The 20,294-nt window shown below is 63.4% G+C and carries 16 protein-coding genes and 1 tRNA gene; 6 read left to right on the top strand and 11 right to left on the bottom strand.

What is annotated here, in order from left to right; all coding sequences use genetic code 11:
* Window positions 1-4 precede the first annotated feature (4 nt).
* Window positions 5-3,151 (top strand): TonB-dependent receptor domain-containing protein, encoded by a 3,147-nt coding sequence (locus BM052_RS11255; protein ID WP_091146743.1) that lies wholly within the window; start codon window positions 5-7, stop codon window positions 3,149-3,151.
* A gap of 50 nt (window positions 3,152-3,201) precedes the next feature.
* On the top strand, window positions 3,202-5,136 hold the full coding sequence (locus BM052_RS11250) for a tetratricopeptide repeat-containing sulfotransferase family protein (RefSeq protein ID WP_091146740.1): 1,935 nt from the start codon (window positions 3,202-3,204) through the stop codon (window positions 5,134-5,136).
* Here the strand turns inward: BM052_RS11250 and BM052_RS11245 are convergent.
* From BM052_RS11245 to BM052_RS11235, 3 genes are all read right to left on the bottom strand, one after another.
* The gene (locus BM052_RS11245; RefSeq protein WP_255406087.1) at window positions 5,106-6,236 is read right to left on the bottom strand and encodes a glycosyltransferase family 4 protein; all 1,131 of its coding nucleotides are present in this window, start codon (window positions 6,234-6,236) and stop codon (window positions 5,106-5,108) included. The two genes, BM052_RS11250 and BM052_RS11245, sit on opposite strands and share 31 nt — an antisense overlap.
* A 124-nt stretch (window positions 6,237-6,360) precedes the next feature.
* Complete coding sequence (locus BM052_RS11240) at window positions 6,361-6,708, bottom strand: GtrA family protein (RefSeq protein ID WP_177198435.1); 348 nt, start codon at window positions 6,706-6,708, stop codon at window positions 6,361-6,363.
* A 119-nt stretch (window positions 6,709-6,827) separates the two neighbouring features.
* Window positions 6,828-7,520 carry a hypothetical protein gene (locus tag BM052_RS11235; protein WP_091146735.1) on the bottom strand — a complete coding sequence of 231 codons (693 nt, stop codon included), beginning with the start codon at window positions 7,518-7,520 and terminating at the stop codon, window positions 6,828-6,830.
* A gap of 207 nt (window positions 7,521-7,727) precedes the next feature.
* Between BM052_RS11235 and BM052_RS11230 the strand changes: the two genes are divergently transcribed.
* On the top strand, window positions 7,728-8,171 hold the full coding sequence (locus BM052_RS11230; protein WP_091146734.1) for an RrF2 family transcriptional regulator: 444 nt from the start codon (window positions 7,728-7,730) through the stop codon (window positions 8,169-8,171).
* A gap of 101 nt (window positions 8,172-8,272) precedes the next feature.
* A complete protein-coding gene (gene fahA / locus BM052_RS11225) occupies window positions 8,273-9,616 on the top strand; it encodes a fumarylacetoacetase (protein WP_091146731.1) in 1,344 nt (447 codons plus the stop codon).
* Window positions 9,617-9,641: 25 nt separating this feature from the next.
* Here the strand turns inward: fahA and BM052_RS11220 are convergent, their stop codons facing one another.
* The 3 genes from BM052_RS11220 to BM052_RS11210 all read right to left on the bottom strand — a co-directional run bounded on the left by BM052_RS11220 (window position 9,642) and on the right by BM052_RS11210 (window position 11,705).
* Complete coding sequence (locus BM052_RS11220) at window positions 9,642-9,953, bottom strand: PilZ domain-containing protein (RefSeq protein WP_255406093.1); 312 nt, start codon at window positions 9,951-9,953, stop codon at window positions 9,642-9,644.
* A 162-nt stretch (window positions 9,954-10,115) separates the two neighbouring features.
* Window positions 10,116-11,603 (bottom strand): AMP-binding protein, encoded by a 1,488-nt coding sequence (locus BM052_RS11215; protein WP_091146727.1) that lies wholly within the window; start codon window positions 11,601-11,603, stop codon window positions 10,116-10,118.
* 25 nt (window positions 11,604-11,628) lie between these two features.
* Window positions 11,629-11,705: transfer RNA gene (locus BM052_RS11210), tRNA-Arg, on the bottom strand.
* A 99-nt stretch (window positions 11,706-11,804) separates the two neighbouring features.
* On the opposite strand from BM052_RS11210, the gene BM052_RS11205 reads away from it, so the two are divergent.
* On the top strand, window positions 11,805-12,593 hold the full coding sequence (locus tag BM052_RS11205) for a queuosine precursor transporter (protein ID WP_091146724.1): 789 nt from the start codon (window positions 11,805-11,807) through the stop codon (window positions 12,591-12,593).
* Between the two features lie 47 nt (window positions 12,594-12,640).
* Window positions 12,641-13,753: a DNA replication/repair protein RecF gene (gene recF, locus BM052_RS11200; RefSeq protein WP_091146723.1), complete on the top strand. Its 1,113-nt coding sequence runs from the start codon at window positions 12,641-12,643 to the stop codon at window positions 13,751-13,753.
* Between the two features lie 17 nt (window positions 13,754-13,770).
* Here recF and rbfA read toward each other — a convergent pair whose 3' ends face one another.
* The 5 genes from rbfA to nusA all read right to left on the bottom strand — a co-directional run bounded on the left by rbfA (window position 13,771) and on the right by nusA (window position 20,294).
* Window positions 13,771-14,163, bottom strand: a complete 393-nt coding sequence (gene rbfA / locus BM052_RS11195) for a 30S ribosome-binding factor RbfA (RefSeq protein ID WP_091146720.1) — start codon at window positions 14,161-14,163, stop codon at window positions 13,771-13,773.
* 14 nt (window positions 14,164-14,177) lie between these two features.
* A complete protein-coding gene (locus BM052_RS11190; protein WP_091146719.1) occupies window positions 14,178-14,714 on the bottom strand; it encodes a DUF1697 domain-containing protein in 537 nt (178 codons plus the stop codon).
* Between the two features lie 537 nt (window positions 14,715-15,251).
* Window positions 15,252-17,894, bottom strand: a complete 2,643-nt coding sequence (infB, locus tag BM052_RS11185) for a translation initiation factor IF-2 (RefSeq protein ID WP_091146716.1) — start codon at window positions 17,892-17,894, stop codon at window positions 15,252-15,254.
* Window positions 17,895-17,911: 17 nt separating this feature from the next.
* Entirely contained in the window at window positions 17,912-18,694 is a 783-nt protein-coding gene (locus tag BM052_RS11180; protein ID WP_091146714.1) for a DUF448 domain-containing protein, read from the bottom strand.
* Window positions 18,675-20,294 (bottom strand): transcription termination factor NusA, encoded by a 1,620-nt coding sequence (gene nusA, locus BM052_RS11175; RefSeq protein ID WP_091146711.1) that lies wholly within the window; start codon window positions 20,292-20,294, stop codon window positions 18,675-18,677. The genes BM052_RS11180 and nusA overlap by 20 nt, the downstream gene beginning before the upstream one ends.

Genomic DNA, 20,294 nt, shown 5'->3' with positions numbered 1-20,294 from the left:
CAACGTGAAAACATCGATCAAGAAGGCGGCGCTGTGCAGCGCCACGTGCCTGTCCGTCGCCTCAATGGCAATCGGAACGACTGCTTCGGCCAACGCACAGGAAACGACGGCCGCGACCGCTCCGGAGGACTCCGCTCCCCCGTCGATTGTCTCGGAAAACGTGCCGGTTCAGAGTGACGGCACGATCATCGTCACCGGTTCGCGCATCCGCCGCGATAATTTCAATACGCCGGGGCAGGTGAACATCTTCACTCGCGAGGACAGTGTCCTCGCCGGTACACGCTCCACTGCAGAAGTATTGCAAAGCGCTACGGTGACATCGGGCACATCGCAAATAAACGGCTCATTCCTCGGCTACGTTTCGGAAGGCGGTCCGGCCGCCAACACGGTCGGCCTGCGCGGCCTGTCTTCCTCACGCACCTTGGTTTTGCTCAACGGCCGTCGCCTAGCCCCTGCAGGCGTGGGGCCGCAACTTGTCGCCGCCGACCTCAACGTATTGCCAAGCGCCGTCATTCAGCGCGTCGAAGTGTTGCGCGAAGGCGCATCGTCAGTCTACGGTTCGGATGCCATCGCAGGCGTCATCAACGTCATCACCGATCCAAAGGTCGAAGGCATCACGCTGGATGCCTTCACCGATCAGCCTGTCACGCATGGCGGTGGCGGTCGAACCTACCGGGGCTCGGTCGTGGCCGGCAAAGTGTTCGACCGCGGACATATCACCGCATCGTTCGAATATCGTGAACAAACGGGGATGCGTGTAAGCGATCGCGGCATCTTCAGTTGCCCGCGCGATCTCTATTTTGACCCTACAAGCGGAGCCGAAGTCGGCGCCATCGATCCTGCAACGGGTCAGTTGATGTGCTTTCCCTACACGACCGGTGGCAACTCCGGCACCGCCAGCGGCTACGGCATCTTTTTCAATTTCAACAACGGTTCCGCAGGCCGCATCACTTACGACAAGGACGGAAACACCCGACTGGTCAATGGCCTTTTCCGGGTCGGCCCCAGCCCAACGCAGTTGCGGGACCACATCCTGTCACCAATCCGTACTTACACCGGTTACTTGAGCGGTGCCTACGAACTGGGCATGCTGGGTGACGCAGAGATCTATACCGAAGCGCTGTTCACCCGCCGTGAATCGCATCAGGACTTCTCTGGTCAGATCAGCATAAACCAAGCCAACCTCGATCCTGGTGTCGAAGTTTACGGTGGCAGCTATGATGGTACGCCGCTTTCGGAATATGGCTACCCGACGAGTCCATTCTTTCCGACCGCCCTGTCCGATCAAGGCATCAATTATTATACGCCCTTCATCCTGCCCAACACACTTCGCAAGAGTTCGCAGCGCGTGGACTTCCTACGTTGGAACGGCGGCCTGCGGGGCAGCACCGGCCTTGGCGATTGGCGTTATGATGCGAACTTCCAATATTCACACACAAAGTCGCGTTACAGCATCACGCAGACCACGCCAGAGCGTCTTAGCAATGCGCTCAAAACGATACTGGCTCCGGCCGGCACACCAGCCGATCTGATTACTTATGCCACTTCCTATCAGGCTGGCGCCGGGAACGGTTATACTTGCGCCTCGAACGTCGATGGTTCGGGCAATTTCATCTCCGGCTCAACCTGTGTTCCACTCAACATGTACGATGTCGACATTCTGGTTAACGGCCAGATTCCGGCGAATGTATACAACTATCTTTATCAGCCTGATGTCGGTCACACAAAGTTTGACCAGACGACAATCTCGCTCAACATGGACGGTTCACTGTTCCAGATACCCGGCGGCATGGTTCGCGCGGCGGTCGGATACGAACATCGCCATGACAAAATCAATGACACACCCTCGATCGATGCGCAGAACGCCAACCTCTACAACTACAGCTCTGCTCAAATTACTAAAGGAAGTGATACCGTCGACGAGATATATGGTGAAGTAAACATTCCTATTCTGAGCGAAATTCCATTTTTTAAACTTCTAGAACTTAACCTATCCGGACGATATACACATTATAAATCATATGGATCAGACTTCACATACCACGCCAACGCCCAATGGGCGTTAAATGACTGGATTCGATTGCGTGGAAACTATGGGACTTCATTTCGGGCACCCAATCTTTATGAGCAGTACGTCGCAGACCAGACTGGCTTCTATAGCGGGAGTGTCGATCCATGCTCTGGGTTCGGCACCGCCTACAGCCCGACCGACACGGTTTACAAGAATTGCCTTGCAGTCTTGCAGCCGATCCTGGGTGCCAATGCCGTAAACTACGTAGCGACATCCGGGCCGCAGGTAACGACCCGCGGCGGCGCGGGACTGCTTGATGCCGAAAAGTCGCGCTCGTGGGGCTTCGGCACAGTGTTGACCGTGCCATCCGGCCCCATCGATTTCTCATTCGCGGTCGATTACTGGAACGTCCGGGTAAAGGGTGAGGTTACGACTCTCAACAATCTCATTCTCAATCGCTGCTACGAGGCGGAGGACTTCCCGAACAACCAATATTGCGACCTCATCGACGCACGCCGTCCGGCAGGCGATCCGCAGCAGGGAACATTGTCCTCATTCCTGAATCCGTACCTGAACGTTTCGTTGCAGTCGGCATCGGGCGTCGATTTCGACATGCGGTTCAGCGCACCGATCGCTGGCGGCACTTTCGTCGCTCGGGCCGAAGCGACCCGCAACATCCATCAATATTATCAACTTTTCGCAGAGGACGAAAAGACGGATTATAACGGCACACTCGGCGTCCAGGGCTTCGGCGCTGGTCCGAAGTGGGTTGGGAATCTTAACCTCAAGTACGAATTTCCTGGCGAGAAGACCATCGTGCGTTGGGGAATCAAGTATGTCGGCAAGCAGGATTCTTCGGCCGATGGTGAGGGCATCCCTTCTCCGTTCCTAGGGGCGGTAGATTATGATCTTGTCGCCGAAGCCTATTGGGAACACGAGGTATCAATCCAGTGGAAAATCGAGGACCTGGGCGAGGTCACGCTGGGCGTAAACAATCTGTTCAACGCCAAGCCGCCGATCATCTCCTCGTGCCCGGTTTCCGCGTGCCAATACACCCGCATCGGCAACCGCTTCAATTCCAGCAACTACGATATGGTCGGCCGCTCGGTGTTCATGAACGTCACGCGCACGTTTAAGTAGGACACGCTCCCGAATCGTCGACGGAATACGGGATAGGGGCAGCATCAAGGGTGCTGCCCCTTCTTGCGTTCAAGCCCGGGAGTGCGGAAAAGCACCACAAGTACATCACACCCGCGATGGAGGCCGATATGGCGCTACTGCCGGGTCAATCAGACCCCGATATCGTTTCCCGCCTTCACGCCGCGGCCGCCCGCTTCGAAACTGAGCCTGAGGCCGCCCGCGCAGAACTCGAGGCACTCATAGCGGAAGAACCTGACTGCCTCCCCGCCCGGCGCGCGCTGGCACGCATGTTGCGGCACCACGGGGAGCTACAACGGGCCGGCATAATCGAGCTTGAGGCGATAACGCTAGGGTTGCAGCGCCCCCAATTCGTCAAGGCGCAGACCGCCTTCATGGCCGGAAACCTCGATGCCGCGGAACCCCTGATCCGGGCGCACCTCCGGTCCGATCCTGAAGATCCCGCAGGTGCCCTGATGCTTGGAGAGATCGCGGCGAAAGTTCATGCCCGCAAGGAAGCGGAAAATCTGTTCGGCCGGGCTATCCTGCTGGCACCCGCCTATGGCGAGGCCCGGCTCGCACTAGCCAGGCTCTTGCGTGACCAAGGGCGTTACACCGAGGCGATTGAAGCACTAACCGGCTTGCTCACGCAGCAGCCGGCCCACCTTTCGGCACTGGCCCTACGTGCCGCGATCCTGGTACAGTTGCGCCGCTTCGACGAAGCCGACCGGGCTTTCGAGGAAATTCACGAACGCCATCCACAGGATGCGCGCAGCTGGGCCAACCATGCCCACATGCTCAAGACAGTCGGCCGCCAAGCAGATGCCATAACGGCCTATCGCCACGCCTTGACCATCGCACCCTCTCATCCCCAGTCGTGGTGGGGCCTCGCCAATCTCAAGACCGTGCGCTTCACGCCGGACGATGTCGAGAAACTCCGAAAGGTGATCGAAGAACACGATGGAGCCGCGAGCAAGGACGATCACATTCATCTCCTCTACGCCCTGGGCAAAGCGTGTGACGACAACGACGATGTCGCGGCAGCCTTTGAAGCCTACAGCCAAGGCGCAAGGTTACGGCTCCAGCAGGTCCCACACGATCCGGACAAGGTGACCGAGCACGTGCACAAGTCCACACAGGTCTGCACGCCGACCTTCTTCACCGCACGTGGAGGCTGGGGCAGCCCGGCGCCCGATCCGATCTTCATCGTCAGCCTTCCCCGCTCGGGTTCCACGTTGGTGGAGCAGATCCTGGCCAGTCATCCGCAAATCGAGGGCACCGAGGAACTCCATGACATAGAACGCATTGCGTTGTCGCTGGCGCCGACCGGAGGAACCGGCGGCTGGCTCGATGTCCTGCCCACGCTCGATTCCACGAAGATGCGGGAGCTAGGCGATCACTATATCGATGCCACGCAGCGCTTCCGCCACACTGACCGGCCGTTCTTTACCGACAAGATGCCGAGCAACTGGATATTCACCGGCCTTATCGCGGCGATGCTGCCTAACGCCAAGATCATCGATATTCGACGTCACCCACTCGGCTGCGGCTTCGCCAACTTTTCGCAGCACTTCAATTGGGGCATCAACTTCTCTTACGATCTGTCGCACATCGGCAAATTCTATACCGCCTATGTCCGCCAGATGGCACATTTTGACTCTGTGCTTCCGGGGCGTATCCATCACGTTACTTACGAAGATCTGGTCGAAAACACCGAAGCGGAAATAAGACGCCTGCTCGACTACCTGGAGCTACCTTTCGAACCAGCCTGCCTGCGCTTCTTCGAGAACCCGCGCGCGGTATATACCCCCAGTTCAGAGCAGGTCCGCTCACCGATCACGCGCGAAGGAATGGAACGCTGGCAGCGTTACGAGGCATTCCTGGGGCCGCTCAAGGAGGCATTGGGGCCCGTGCTTGAGCATTACCCGAATCCGCCCCCCAAACCCCGGCACCATCCTCAGCACCCTCGGCAGGTCAGCGATCGGTAGGCTTGCGCCGCCGATTCCGAGGCGGCGTCCCAGGAATAGCGCATGGATTCGCGCCGGGCGGCAGCGGACATGGCGCGGCGCAGGTGGGCGGACAGGGCGAGTTGGCCGATCGCTTCCACATAAGCCGCGATGTCGTCTGGCGGGCAGAGGAATCCATCTTCGCCGTGGCTCAGGATGCTCCGGCTGTTCTGGGCGTCGGCGCTGACCACGGGCAGTCCGCTGGCCATGGCTTCGACAAGGACATTGCCGAAGGTCTCGGTCGTGCTCGGGCTCAGCAGGACATCGGCGCTCGCGACCGCGCGCGCCAGCGGCGCATTCATCAGATGGCCGGTAAAGACCACGTTCGCCAGCGGATCGAAAAGCCCGGCGGCGGGCCCCGCGCCGACGACGAGCGGCCGGACGGGCAATCCGCGTTCCTGGAGGGCCTTCACCACCGCGACGAACGTCGCGATCCCCTTTTCGATGACGAGGCGGCCGAAGAACAGCACCACCACCTCTTCATCGCCGATGCCTTGCGCGCGCCGCCAGTCCATGTCGCGCCGGGAGGGATTGAACAGGTCTCCGTCGATACCCCTGCTCCACACGGAAGCGCGATCGTCGCCGCGCATTTCCTTCAGTTCGTCCACCAGCGCCATGGTCGGCGCGAGGACATGGTCGCACCGCCGATAAAAGCGCCGCAGATGGGCATCGAGCACCGGCCTTGCCCAACCCAGGCCATAATAGTCAAGGTAGGTCTCAAAACGGGTATGCATGCTCGCGACGATCGGCACGCCGGCTTCCTTCGCGAAAGTCTGCGCGCGGCATCCCAGGATATCCGGCGTCGAGACATGGATGGCATCGGGCCGGAAGCGCGTGATATCCTCGCGCAGCGCGCGGTTCAGGCCCAGGGCGAGACGGAATTCGCTGCGGACCGGAAGCGTAATCGACGGAACCGGGACAAGCGTTCCGGCAGGCTCGAACGCCGGAGTATCGGTCACCGGCGAGTAGACGCGAACCGTAAATCCGGCGCGTTCCTCCAGGTAGCCAACCAGCATGTTGAGCGCTTGGTTCGCGCCTTCGCGCAGATAATTGTAATTGCCGGAGAACAGCGCGATCCGCATGATTCAGGCCGCGGCCCCGAGCCGCCTGGAGCGAGACTGATCTTCTCCCTTCGCCGTTGCGGGGCGGCGGGGCGATCCAATGCGGTCTGGTATCGCCTGTGCGGATGTCGAATAGCAACACATCCTAAACCTGCCGGAAATTCAGGACCGCATTCAGGACGAACACCACCAGCCCGGCGAACACGGATACGACGATACGGGCGACGAGATAGTTCATCGCCGTGAACCTGAGCATCAGCGCGTAAAGACCCATGGTCACGAACAGGCCGACGCCCGCGTTGATGAGAAACAGGACATATCCCGTTCGCAGACCCCGTTCGGAGCCGCGAAATATCCAGGATCTGCCCAGCGCGTAATGGAGCGTGTTGGCGATGACGAAGCCGATGCCCGCGGCGATCACTTCGTCCACGCCTGCCAGGCTCACCAGCATCCAGAGCGTCACCAGGCCGATCACGAAGACGAAACAACTCACGACGGTGTTCCGCATGAGCATGGCCCCCACCCGGACGGAAAGGAGCCTGGCGGCAAGACCTTGTCGCGGGGTGCCGCCAACGGCTTGGGAGACCTTGAAGTCCCGCCCCGATTCCCTGTTCATCGCGCCGCCAGTTCCGGCAACAATGCCTTGTTCGCGTCATCCGCCCATTCCAGGGCGTCGGCCCAGTCCTCGCGGCGCCTGATCCAGGGATTGAGAAACAGGAACGGCAGCTTCACGAACAACAGTTCCACGTGAATGAAACTATCGATCGCGCGTTCCCACCGGCTCGGTCCCCGCCTTGCATGCGCGCTTACCCAATCATCGTAAGGGGTCCAGTGGCTCGGCTCGTCCTTGCGGATGATTTCGAAGATCCGGGTCAGGACGGGATCGCTGCGGACGAAGCGGTTCGACAGCAGCACTTCCACCTGCCTGTACCCGCGCTTTTCAGTCAATGAAATCACCCGGCACAGCCGTTCGAACAAATCGTCACGATTGACCACTTCCTGCGTGTCGAGACGGGCGATGGGCACGCCGAACACGATTTCGACGAAACGGTCGATATGGCCGAACGTGCGGTCCACCGCGAGCGGCATGACCCCGCGACGTTCGAACCAGCGCTGAAACATCACGTAATGCTTCCGTTCGTCGGCACGGTGCCGTTCTATCCGGGCAAGCAGTTCCAAATCGTCCGGGGAGCGCTTGCGAACCGCATCCAGCACCCTGTCGATCGCGGTATAACCACGATGTTCGTTGTAAATATAGATACTCCCGAGAACGTCGAGATATCGTCGTCTTAGCCGAGCGAGCATTCAATTCTCCAAGCAGGCAAGACATGGCAGCCCCGATCATCGGTCGGCTGCCCGGCAAGATGCCTAAACCTCAATCCTCATGCCCGCAATTCGGAAACGAACAGCGGGCCGCGGCGGGTGCCCATGCCCGTGTCGACGGCAAGGCGGCTTGACGACTCCGGACCAACGAGCGCAAGGATCGGTTTTTCTCGAGATTGTTCCCGTTCCATGCTTTCGCAGAAAACCCGCTATGCGATCCGGGCCATGCAGCACCTTGCGGACAAGCACGGCCAGGGACCGGTGCCGCTGACCGAGATCGCCGAGGCCCAGAATATTCCGGCCAAGTTCCTTACCGTCATCCTCTCCGAACTCGCCCGCTTCGGCATTGTCGCCTCGCAGCGCGGCAAGGACGGCGGCTATTGGCTGGGCGTCTCGCCGATCGACATCACTTACGGCGACCTGATCCGGGTGATGCGCGGATCGCTGGCGCTGGTGCCTTGCGCCAGCCGCTTCGCGCACGAGACCTGCAAGAATTGCCTGGAGGAAAAGGACTGCCGCACCCGCGCGCTGATGCTGCGGGTGCGCGATGCCACCGCCGACCTGCTCGACGGCATCCGCCTGTCGGACCCGATCGAGCTGGTTCCCGCCGCCGAGGACGAAACGGTGCAATAGCGCCCTTGCCCCCCGCTTGCCCCCCCCCCCGGGCCGCGCGCACCGCGAACGGCCGTTGATCGAATTGGCCTTTCCAAGGACGGACGACTAGAGACTTTCCCATGACCATCACGATCAATTCCATCACCGCCGCGTCCACCGCGACGCTCGACGAAACCCATGATCCGGCCCGCGAATCCTGGGTTCCGGGCGCTAACGGGCATGCCGACTTTCCGATCCAGAACCTGCCGCTGGGCACGTTCTCTCGCAGCGGCGATATGCCGCGCGGCGGGGTCGCGATCGGCGGGATGATCCTTGATCTGGCAGCGCTGGCGGAGTCCAGCCTGCTGGATGGCGAAGCGCTGGAAGCGGCGGGCGCGGCGGCGGGTCCCTCGCTCAATTCGATGCTCGCGCTTGGGGCCGGCCCACGCCGCGCGCTGCGTCGGCAGGTCTCGGCCCTGTTGGCCAAGGATGCGCCCGAGCGCGCGCGGGTGGAGGCGCTGCTGGTGCCCATGGTCGAGGCCGCGATGCACCTGCCCGCGCAGATAGGCGACTATACCGACTTCTACGTCGGCATTCATCATGCCACCAACATCGGCAGCCTGTTCCGCCCGGACAATCCGCTGCTGCCCAATTACAAACACGTTCCCATCGGCTACCACGGCCGCGCCTCCACGATCCGGCCGAGCGGCGCCGCGGTGATCCGTCCGCGGGGGCAGACCAAGGCCGCCGATGCCGACGCCCCTTCGTTCGGACCGGCCGCGCGGCTCGACTACGAGCTGGAGCTGGGCATCTGGCTGGCCACCGGCAGCGAGCTGGGGGCGACGATCCCGATCGCCGAGGCGCTCGATCACGTCGCCGGGCTCACCTTGCTCAACGACTGGTCCGCGCGCGATGTGCAGGCCTGGGAATACCAGCCGCTCGGACCGTTCCTCGCCAAGAACTTCCTGACCACGGTATCGCCCTGGATCGTCACCATGGAAGCACTGGCGCCGTTCCGCCGCCCCCAACCGCCGCGTCCCGCGGGCGATCCGCGCCCCCTGCCCTATCTGTGGGACGAAGCCGACCAGCGCGAAGGCGCGCTCTCACTGGAGCTCGAAGTCCACCTCAGCAGCGCGGCCATGCGCGAAAAGGGCATCGCGCCGCTGCGGCTGAGCCATGGCCCGGCGAGCAACATGTACTGGACCATCGCGCAGATCGTGGCGCACCATGCCTCCAACGGCTGCCAGATGCAGACCGGGGACCTGCTGGGCACCGGCACCATCTCGGGGCCGGAACAGGGATCGCAAGGCAGCCTGATGGAGATCGCCGGCAACGGCAAGCAGCCGGTGGAGCTGCCTACCGGAGAGACTCGCGCATTCCTGGCGGACGGAGACGAACTCTCGCTTTCCGGTCGCTTTGTGGCGCAGGGCGCGGTGCCGATCGGTTTCGGCGAATGTCGGGGGATAGTCGCGCCGGCGCGGTGAAGGGCCCCGATGTCAGGCCTGCGCGTCAGGCGCGCCGCTGGGGCATGATCGCGGCATGGGCGGCGGCGATATGATCGAGGATCGGGCCATAGATCGGGCGGTCGAACTCCACCCCGGCAAGATCACCGCTGATCCACCGGACGATGCCGGTCATCCCCTCCATGCCTTGCGGCCGCAGCACCACGCGGGTGCCGACCCGGAAATAGATGCCGCGCATCCGCACGCAGCAGCCCTCCGTCGAAATATCGGAGATCTCCCCATTGTCGCGCAGCCCGCTCTGCGTGCGGCATTGCACGGCCATCGACACGGACCGTCGAGCAGAACGCCTGGGAAGCATGGGGCGAGTCATGAAGGAAATTATGACCGCAACTGGTTTATCAATGGTGTATGCACCCAGCGCCGACCATCGCCAGGTGCGGATCACCAGGGCACCGCGCGAGTGATCCTGTAGCCGTCTCTCCCCCCCTTTGGGGCGGCTTGGGTGCTTTTCAAGGGCCTCTCAAGCCGGTGCAAACAATCCCGCATACTGCTCTCGCAGCAGCTTCTTCTGAATCTTGCCCATGGTGTTGCGCGGCAGAGCGTCCATGGTGAAGATCGCCTTGGGCACCTTGAACGCGGCCAGTTCCTTGCGCATCGCCTCTCGCACCGCTTCGGGATCGAAAGGCCCGGCCGGCTGCACCACCGCCACCACCGCCTCGCCGAAATCCGGGTGCGGCACGCCGATCACCGCCGCTTCGGCCACGTCCGGTCGATCATCGAGCAGCGCCTCGACCTCGGCCGGATAGACATTGAGCCCGCCCGAGATAATCAGATCCTTCTCCCGCCCCACCAACTGGACATAGCCCCGGGCATCGATCACGCCCATGTCGCCGGTGATGAACCAGCCGTCCGGACGGAACTCGCTCGCTGTCTTTTCCGGCATCTGCCAGTAACCCTTGAAGATATTGCGGCCCGCGACCTCGACGATGCCGACTTCGCCCTGCGGCAGGACCCGGCCGGTCTCGAACTCGGCGATGCGCAAGCCGACGCCGGGCAGCGGCGGGCCGACGAAGCCCGCACGGCGCTCGCCGTCATAGGGGTTGGAAGTGAGCATCCCGGTCTCGGTCATGCCATAGCGTTCCAGCACGCGGTGTCCGCAGCGCTCCTCGAAAGCGCGGTGGATATCGGCCGAAAGCGGCGCCGAGCCGGAGATGAACAACCGCATGTGCCCCGCACTCTCGCGCGTGAAGGCGGGATCGGCGAGCAGCCGGACATAATAAGTGGGAACGCCCATGAGCACGGTGCTCTTCGCCATCAGCTCGATCACCCTGGCGCTCTCGAACCTGGGTAGAAACACCATTGAGGCGCCAGAGAACAACACGCAGTGAACCGCGACGAACAGGCCGTGGACATGGAAGATCGGCAGCGCGTGGATCAGCCGGTCCTCAGGCGTGAAGCGCCAGAACTCGATCAGCATCTCGCCATTGGAAGCAAGGTTGTCCTGGCTGAGCATCGCCCCCTTGGGCTTGCCGGTGGTGCCGGAAGTATAGAGGATCGCCGCCACGTCGTCGCTCGCGCGTGGCACCGGCGGAGCCTCGGCCTCGGGCAGGTCGGCAAAGAGCGCCGCCAGCGTGGAGACCTGCATTCCACCGCCGCCGATCCGGCCGAACACCTCGGCCGAGGATTCCCGGCATACCGCCAGCACCGGCGTCGCGTCCGCCGCGAAGTAATCCAGCTCGGCTTCCGTATAATCGATGTTGAGCGGCAGGTAGATGGCGCCGGCCCGGATCGTCGCGAAGTACAGGATCAGGGTCTCGACGTTCTTGTCGGTCTGCACCAGCACCCGCTCGCCCGGCGCGACGCCCAGCGCCTGCAGCCGCGCGGCAAGGCGGCCGGCCAAGCGCCCGATCTCCCCATAAGTCCAGGCGCGCGCACCGTCCTCGACGAGAATCCTGTTCGCGAACCGCTCGAAGCTTTGCACAAAACGTGAATAGAGATCGCCCGGCACCGTTCCATTCTCCCCGGAATATGCATGGCGCGCCCGGCAGGGTTCGAACCTGCGACCCCAAGCTTAGAAGGCTCGTGCTCTATCCAGCTGAGCTACGGGCGCGCGCGTGCTTCCCATAGCCGCGCTTCGGCCCCCGCGCAAACCGCCAATGGTTCGCAACTTGTGCTTTGCGCGAAGGCGAAGGCGGGTTACGCATAAGTCATGAACGACGCGCATCTTTCCCGCATCGACGGCGTCACCGGCGCCCGGCGCCACTTCCGCTATTTCGACTATGTGATGGTCGCCTTCGTCGTGATCCTGCTGCTGTCGAACCTGATCGGCGCGGCCAAGCTCGCCGATGTGGAGGGGGTCACGTTCGGCGCCGGCATCCTGTTCTTCCCGGTGAGCTACGTGCTGGGCGACGTGATGACCGAAGTCTACGGCTACGCCAATGCCCGCCGCTGCGTCTGGGCGGGGTTTTTCGCGCTGATCTTCATGGCGTTCATGAGCTTCGTGGTGGTCGCCATGCCGCCAGCAACGGACTGGGGCTGCGCGCAGAGCGGCGACCCGCAATTCGCCTCGATCGTCGCCGCGACCGACGCCGGCACGGTCTGCCAGTCCACTTACGTTTCGGTGTTCGGCAGCACCTGGCGCATCGTGGCGGCATCGCTGCTGGCGTTCTGGGCGGGCGAGTTCGTCAATTCCTTCGTGCTGGCCAAGATGAAGCTCTGGACCGGGGGCAAGTATCTGTGGACCCGCACGATTGGCTCGACGGTGTTCGGCCAGGCGGTCGACAGCATGATCTTCTATCCCGTCGCTTTCCTCGGCGTGTGGTCCACGCATTCGGTGCTGATCGTGATGGGCACGAACTGGGCGATGAAAGTTGCCTGGGAAGCAGCGCTGACGCCGGTGACCTACGCGGTGGTCAACTGGCTCAAGCGCCGCGAAGGCGTCGACGTCTATGACGACAACGTGGACTTCTCGCCTTTCGCCAAGGCGCGTTCGGTCTGACACCAAGGTGGCATTGACGGTGCGAAGCGGCTAGTCCCGCCGCAACCATGCTCGACCGCATCCTCCTGTCCCGTTTCCGCAACCACCGCGAGACCGCGGTCGAAGGCACGGCGCGGTTCAACCTGCTGGTGGGGGAAAACGGCGCCGGCAAGACCAACGTGCTGGAAGCGATCAGCCTGCTGGCCCCGGGACGCGGCCTGAGGCGCGCGCAGCTGGCGGACATGCCAGGACAAGGCCCCGAGGCCGGCGGCTTCGCGATAAGCGCGCGGCTGGCCGTGTCCGGCGGCGAGCCGGTGCGCATCGGCACTGGAGTAGCGCCCGAGCGACCGGGACGGCGCATCGTGCAGGTCAATGGCGCCGAAGCACCGGCGGTGCGGCTCGCGGAATGGCTCTCGATCGGCTGGCTCACGCCGGCGATGGATCACCTGTTCGTCGAGGGCGCGGGCGCGCGGCGGCGTTTTCTCGATCGGCTGGTGCTGGCCATGCGGCCCGGCCATGCCGGCCATGTAAACCGGCTGGACACCGCGCTGCGCGAACGCAACCGCCTGCTTGCGGACGAACGCATGCCCGATCCGCGCTGGCTGGACGCGATCGAGGCGCAGATCGCCGAGGCCGGCGCCACTGTTGGCGCGGCGCGCGCGGAACTTGTCGACCGGCTGGAAACGACGCTGGCCGCTTTGCCGGATTCGCCTTTCGCCCGCCCCTCGCTCGCCTATCTGCCGGGCGGTCCGATAGGGAACGATGCACTGGCCGCGGCCTTGCGCGAGGGCCGCGCGCGCGACCGCGCCGCCCAGCGCACCCTCACCGGCCCTCACCGCGATGAACTGGCGGTCACGATGGCCGGCAAGGGCCAGCCTGCGGCCGAATGCTCGACAGGCGAGCAGAAAGCGATGCTGATCGCGATCACGCTTGCCCATTCGCGGTGCCTGGAAAGCAGCGGCGAGGACCGTCCACGCCTGCTGCTGCTGGACGAAGTTGCCGCCCATCTCGATCCACTGCGCCGCGATGCCCTGTTCGACCGCCTGCGCGCCGGCTCCGCCCAGATCTGGCTGACCGGCACCGAGCCCGCCCCGTTCGCGGCAATCATGAGCGAAGCCGCCGTGTGGGAAGTCAGCCAAGGTACGGTGCGGCGGATTTCCGCTCCGCCGAACAACGCCTAGCGCGCCCGGAAACGCGCTCAGCCCTCCAGATCGCGCTTGACCCGGGGATCGTTGAGCAGGGCGTCGATCCGGCTTGCCTCGTCGAAGGTCTCGTCGGCGCGAAACTGGATCTTGGCGGCGAACTTGAGCTTGAGCCGCTGGGCCACCTCGCGCTGGAAAAAGGCGGTGTTGGTACGCAGCGCCTTGAGCACCGCCTCCTCGTCCTCACCGAGCAGCGGCTTCACATAGACCGCCGCCTGCCGGAGATCCGGCGTCATGCGCACTTCGGTGATCGAGACCGAATGCGCCGTCAGCGTATGGTCATGCACTTGCTGGCGGGCGAGGATTTCGCTGAGCACGTGACGGACCTGTTCGCCCACCTTGAGCAGGCGGACCGAGTGCTGTTCGGGGGTGAATTGCTGGCGTACCATCGTGAATTTCCGTTTCAGCCCATCTTGGCGAGGATCCGCGCCAGCGAGCGCACATTGCGCGCGGTGCCGCGGCATCCCAGCCGGCGCTCGATGAACGCGGCGGTAAGCTTCGAATTCCCCGCGCCATCGACATAATCGATATAGAGCGCCCGATCCCCCAGCGCGAGCTTTTCCCCGCCGCGCCCGGCATGATCGGCAAGCAGTTTCTCGAAGCGCTCCTGGCTCGGCTGGCATTCAAGGAAATGGGTATGGACCTGATTGTCGGCGCCGATGCCTGTGAAGGGATTGTCCTCCACCGCCGCACGCACTTCATCGCGGCTGCGCACCGCGACGAAGCTGTCGATATCGAAGCGATCACGCATCATGTGGGCGAAGAGGTCTTCAAGTCCTTCGGTCGGGCGATCGTCATAGTCGAACAGCACGTTGCCGCTGGCGATCACCGTTTCGACGTTGAGGAACTCCTCACGCTCGAAGGCATAGCGCAGATCGGCCATCGACAACCGGTTACCGCCGACGTTGATCGAGCCGAAGAGGGCGATGTAGCGGGTCATTCCGGAAAATTCGCCAATTGATACAAGAAGACTATCATGACCGTGACGATTTCCACGTTAAAAGCCTTCCCGTTGCAAGCTGCGATAGGAACGACGCGACGGATGGGAACAAGGACCAGAGTTCCATTTCTTGCAAGACCCATGAACGATCGCCCACCTTGAGGCCGGCCCGATCGACCGAAAGCAGTTCGCGGTAGGGTATCTTGATAAATTCGCCACCTGTGGATATACAATAAACACCACAGTCGATGCTTTCACATCGCTGCCTGAGCCCGGGTGTTCCAGCGCCCGGGCTCGCTTATTATCGGAGGCTGGCGTTCCAGCGCCAGCCTCCTCACCCGTTACTTGCGGTTCAACTCGATGAGCTTGACCACCAGTTGCAGCAGAGCGACCAACAAAGTCGCCGTGCCGATCACCAGGATTGCCACAGTCTCAATTTTCACATCATATCACCGCCTTTCCGTCGCAAGCAGCGACCGGAAAGGCTTAGGCGATCACGATCGATCGCTGGATTAAAATTCGGTCAAGCCCGCCCTGTTACAACGTCCGTTCGCGCTCCGTCACCTCGAACACTTCCAGGTGGTCGCCGGGCTTGATGTCGTTGGTGTCGGCCAGCACCACGCCGCATTCCAGGCCCGCGCGGACTTCGTCCACGTCGTCCTTGAAGCGGCGCAGCGAGGCGATCGTGGTGCGCGAGACGATGACGTCGTGGCGGGTGAGGCGCGCGTTGATGCCCTTGCGGATATAGCCTTCGAGCACCAGCAGACCGGCGGCCTTGTCCTTCTTGCCGGCCGGGAACACCTGCTTGACCTCGGCGCGGCCGACCACGGTTTCGATCCGCTCGGGCCCCCAGATGCCGGCCATCTGCTTGGCGATCTCGGCGGTCAGTTCGTAGATGACGTCATAGTACATCATCGGCGTCTTGCTCTTCTCGATCTGCTCGCGCGCCTTGGCGTTCGGGCGGACGTTGAAGCCGACGATCGGCGCGCCGCTGGCCGAGGCCAGCGTCACGTCGGTCTCGGTGATCGCACCGACGCCGGAGTGCAGGATGCGCACCTTGATCTCGTCGTTCGAGAGTGTGTGGAGCGCATTGTTGATCGCTTCGACCGAACCCTGCACGTCCGCCTTGACGACGATCGGGTATTCGATGACGTTCTGCTTGGCGGCGAGCGCCGAGAACATCGTGTCGAGGCTGGCCGGCGCCATCGCAGTGCGCTTGGCGGTCGCCTGTTCCTGGCGATAGGCCGAGACTTCGCGGGCCCGCTGTTCGCTTTCGACCACGGTCAGTTGGTCACCCGCCATCGGCACGCCGCCCAGGCCCAGCACCTCGACCGGCAGCGACGGCGGCGCCTGCTTGATCTGGCGGCCCTTGTCGTCGAGCATCGCGCGCACGCGCCCGCTCTCGGTGCCGACCACGAAGATGTCCCCGACCTTGAGCGTGCCGCGATTGACCAGCACGGTCGCCAGCGGCCCCTTGCCCTTGTCCAGCTTGGCTTCGATCACCGTCGCCTCGGCATCGCGATCGGGGTTGGCGCGCAGTTCGAGCAGCTCGGCCTGGAGCAGGATCTTCTCGATCAGGTTATCAAGGCCCGTGCCGGTCTTGGCCGAAACCTCGACGTCCTGCACGTCGCCGGACATTTCCTCGACGACGATTTCATGCTCGAGCAGACGCTCGCGTATCTTCTGCGGGTTGGCCTCGTGCTTGTCGCACTTGTTGATCGCCACGATCATCGGCACGCCGGCGGCCTTGGTATGGTTGATGGCCTCCACCGTCTGCGGCATGATGCCGTCGTCGGCCGCCACCACCAGCACCACGATGTCGGTGACATTGGCGCCGCGCATGCGCATCTGGGTGAAGGCGGCGTGGCCGGGCGTATCAAGGAAGGTGATGAGATCACCCCCCTTGGTCTTGATCTGGTAGGCGCCCATGTGCTGGGTGATGCCGCCCGCCTCGCCGCGTACCACGTCGGTCCCGCGCAGGGCGTCGAGCAGGCTGGTCTTGCCGTGATCGACGTGACCCATGATGGTCACGACCGGCGGACGAATCTTCAGAGTCTCCACGGCATCGACGTCGGCGGAGCTATCGAGATCGACATCGCTTTCAGAAACGCGCTTGATGTTGTGGCCGAACTCGGTGACCAGCAGTTCCGCGGTGTCCTGGTCAATCGTCTGGTTGACGGTGACCATCATGCCCATGTTGAACAGCGCCTTCACCAGGTCGGCGCCCTTTTCCGCCATGCGGTTGGCGAGTTCCTGGACAGTGATCGCCTCGGGAACCACGACGTCGCGGACCTGCTTCTCACGCTGCTGCTGATAGCCGCCGAAGTGCGCGCGGCGTTCCTTCTCGCGGGCACGCTTGAGCGCGGCGAGCGAGCGGGCGCGGGCGCCCTCGTCCTCGTTGAGCGCGCGGTTGACGGTCAGCTTGCCCGACTGGCGGCGATCGCCCTTGCGGTCACGCTCTGGGCCGCGCGGAGCCGGAGCACCCTTCTTGGCTGGCTCGGCCTTCTTGGCGGCGCCGTTGGCGGCGGGCTCCGCCTTGCGCGCCGTGGTTTCCGGACGATGAACCGGGGTGAAGCGGCGCGGGGCCGGGGCGGGCGTAGCGGCCGAGGCAGCGGGCTCGGCTACCAGGGCGTCGGCCTGGGCATCGACGGCCGCAGGCGACTCGGGCACTGGTGCGGGCTGGGCGTCCTCCACCACCGGGAGCTCGGCGGCTTCGGTTTCGACGCTCGTGGATGCGGTCGCTTCCTCCTGCGCCTTCCTGCTTTCGAGGGCGCGGTTTTCCTCGGCGCGGCGCTTCTCCGCCTCGATGGCGCGCAGCTTCTCTTCCTGCTCGCGGCGGTTGGCTTCCTCAAGCGTGTTCAGCCGGGCTTCCTCGGCTTCACGCAGCAGGCGCGACTGCATTTCCTGGCGGGTTTCTCCGGCAGGCACGATCGGCTTCTTCGGCGGAGCCGGCGGAGGCGCGACCTTCTGCGGCGCGGGCGCGGCGACCGGACCCTCCACCTTGGCTTCGACGACGCCTTCCGAACCGGGCTTGCCGATCAGCTTGCGCCGCTTCACCTCGACCACGACCTTATTGGTGCGGCCGTGGCTGAAGGTCTGCTTGACCTCACCCGCTTCCACCGAGCGCTTAAGCCCAAGCGGCTTGCGGCCCAGGGTCGGTTTGTTGTCGGTCTCGCTCATAAGTCTCGTCGTGCCCTTCAATCTCTATTCGCTTCTACCCGACCGTGATCGGGTATCGTCACGAGCACGGCGTCAGGCGCCTGCCCGTTATCATCATCCATGCCGGCTGCGCCCTTATCGGACGCAGGCCCCACCTGGGCCTGCTCCTGGGCTCGCCCCTGAAAATGCAGGAGGCGCCGCAGCAGCGATGCGACTCGATTGGCCGCGCCGCGATCGGTCAGCGCCAGGTGAACGACGTTGTCGCGGCCCAATGCCACAGACAGCGTCTCCCGGTCCAGTGGCAAGCGTGTGCCTTTAAGGCCGCTTCCCTCGGCGTCACTTCCGACCCGCCAGGCCTGGTCCAGCTTGCGTGAACCGTCCTCGCTCGCATCGGCGGCATGGGCGAGCCATGCAACCCGGCCCTCACGCGCGTTCTGCGCGATGCGATCCGATCCCATCAGCAGCTTGCCCGATTTCAGTTCGAGGCCCAGCCGCTCGGTCAACGCGCGCATCAGCGCCTGTTCGATCCGGTCCGGCAGGTCGTCGGGAATGGAAAGCGGCGCCCCCTTGAAGGCGCGCGCCAGCGCTCCCTTGAGCTTGCCCTTGGCAAGCGCTTTTTCAAGATCCGCCCGCGATACCCCGATCCACCCGCCGCGCCCGGGCGCGCGCGCATGGACATCCGGAAGCACGAAGCCATCGGGTGAAATCGCCAGGCGCAGGAACTCGCCCCGCACAGCCTTCTCGCCGGAAAGGATGCAGGTCCTTTCCGGGCTGGCGCTATCGATGTCGGAGCTTACGCGCTCATTGCGAGGACTCCGCATCGGCGGCCTCCTCGGTTGCGGGTTCGTCGTCGAACCAGTGGGCGCGAGCGGCCATGATGATCTCGTTGCCCTGCTCTTCGGTCAGGCCGTATTCGCCAAGCACGCCACCCTTGTCCTCGTCGCGCGCGCGGCGGTTCACCGAACCGTCGCGGCGGCGCTGCTCGGTGCGTTTCTTGGCAATGAGCTCGTCGGTGGCAAGATCGGCCAGATCGTCAAGCGTCTTGATCCCAGCCTTGCCGAGCGTGACCAGCATGGCCTCGGTCAGGTGCGGCAGCTCGGCGATGGCATCCTCGACGTCAAGGGCGCGGCGTGCCTCGCGGCTGGCTTCCTCGCGGCGCTCGAGCGCTTCGTGGGCGCGGCTCTGGAGTTCCTCGGCCAGTTCCTCGTCGAAGCCCTCGATCGCGGCGAGTTCGGAAAGCTCGATATAGGCGACTTCCTCCAGCTCGCTGAAGCCTTCGGCAACCAGCAACTGCGAGAGAGTCTCGTCGACATCCAGCTCTTCCTCGAACATCTTGGAACGCTCGGTGAATTCCTTCTGGCGCTTCTCCGAGGATTCCTGCTCGGTCATGATGTCGATCTGCGAGCCGGTAAGCTGGCTGGCGAGACGCACGTTCTGGCCGCGGCGGCCGATCGCGAGGCTGAGCTGGTCATCGGGCACGACGACCTCGATGCGGCTTTCCTCCTCGTCGATGACGACGCGGCTGACGGTCGCGGGCTGGAGCGCGTTGACGACGAAAGTCGCGGTATCCTCGCTCCAGGGAATGATGTCGATCTTCTCGCCTTGCAGTTCCTGCACCACGGCCTGGACGCGGCTGCCCTTCATGCCGACGCAGGCGCCGACCGGATCGATCGAGTGATCGTGGCTGATTACACCGATCTTGGCGCGCGAACCGGGATCGCGGGCCGCAGCCTTGATCTCGATGATGCCGTCGTAGATCTCGGGCACTTCCTGCGCGAAGAGCTTCTTCATGAACTCGGGATGCGCGCGGGAGAGGAATATCTGCGGGCCGCGGTTCTGGCGCTCCACCTTCAGCACGATGGCCCGCACGCGCTCGCCGACACGCGCGGCCTCGCGCGGGATCTGCTGGTCGCGGCGGATCACGCCCTCGGCGCGGCCAAGGTTGACGATGACATGGCCGAACTCGACCGACTTGATGACGCCGGTGATGATCTCGCCGGCGCGATCCTTGAATTCCTCGTACTGGCGGTCACGCTCGGCATCGCGGACTTTTTGGAAGATCACCTGCTTGGCCGACTGCGCATCGATGCGGCCAAGGTCGACCGGCGGCAGCGGATCGACGATGAAGTCACCCAGCTTGGCGCCCGACTGGAGCTTTTCGGCCTGCTTGAGATCGATCTGCTTGAAGTAGTCCTCAACCTCCTCGACCACTTCGACGACACGCCACAGGCGCAAGTCGCCAGTGCGCGGATCGAGCTTGGCGCGAATGTCGTTCTCCGCGCCGTAACGGTTGCGGGCCGACTTCTGGATGGCTTCTTCCATCGCCTCTATGACGATCGACTTGTCGATCATCTTTTCCGATGCGACCGAGTTGGCGATCGCAAGCAGCTCGGCACGGTTGGCGGAAATCGCACTGGCCAT

Source organism: Novosphingobium sp. CF614 (assembly GCF_900113255.1).
Lineage (GTDB): Bacteria > Pseudomonadota > Alphaproteobacteria > Sphingomonadales > Sphingomonadaceae > Novosphingobium.
This window is presented reverse-complemented; position numbering and strand designations above follow the sequence as displayed.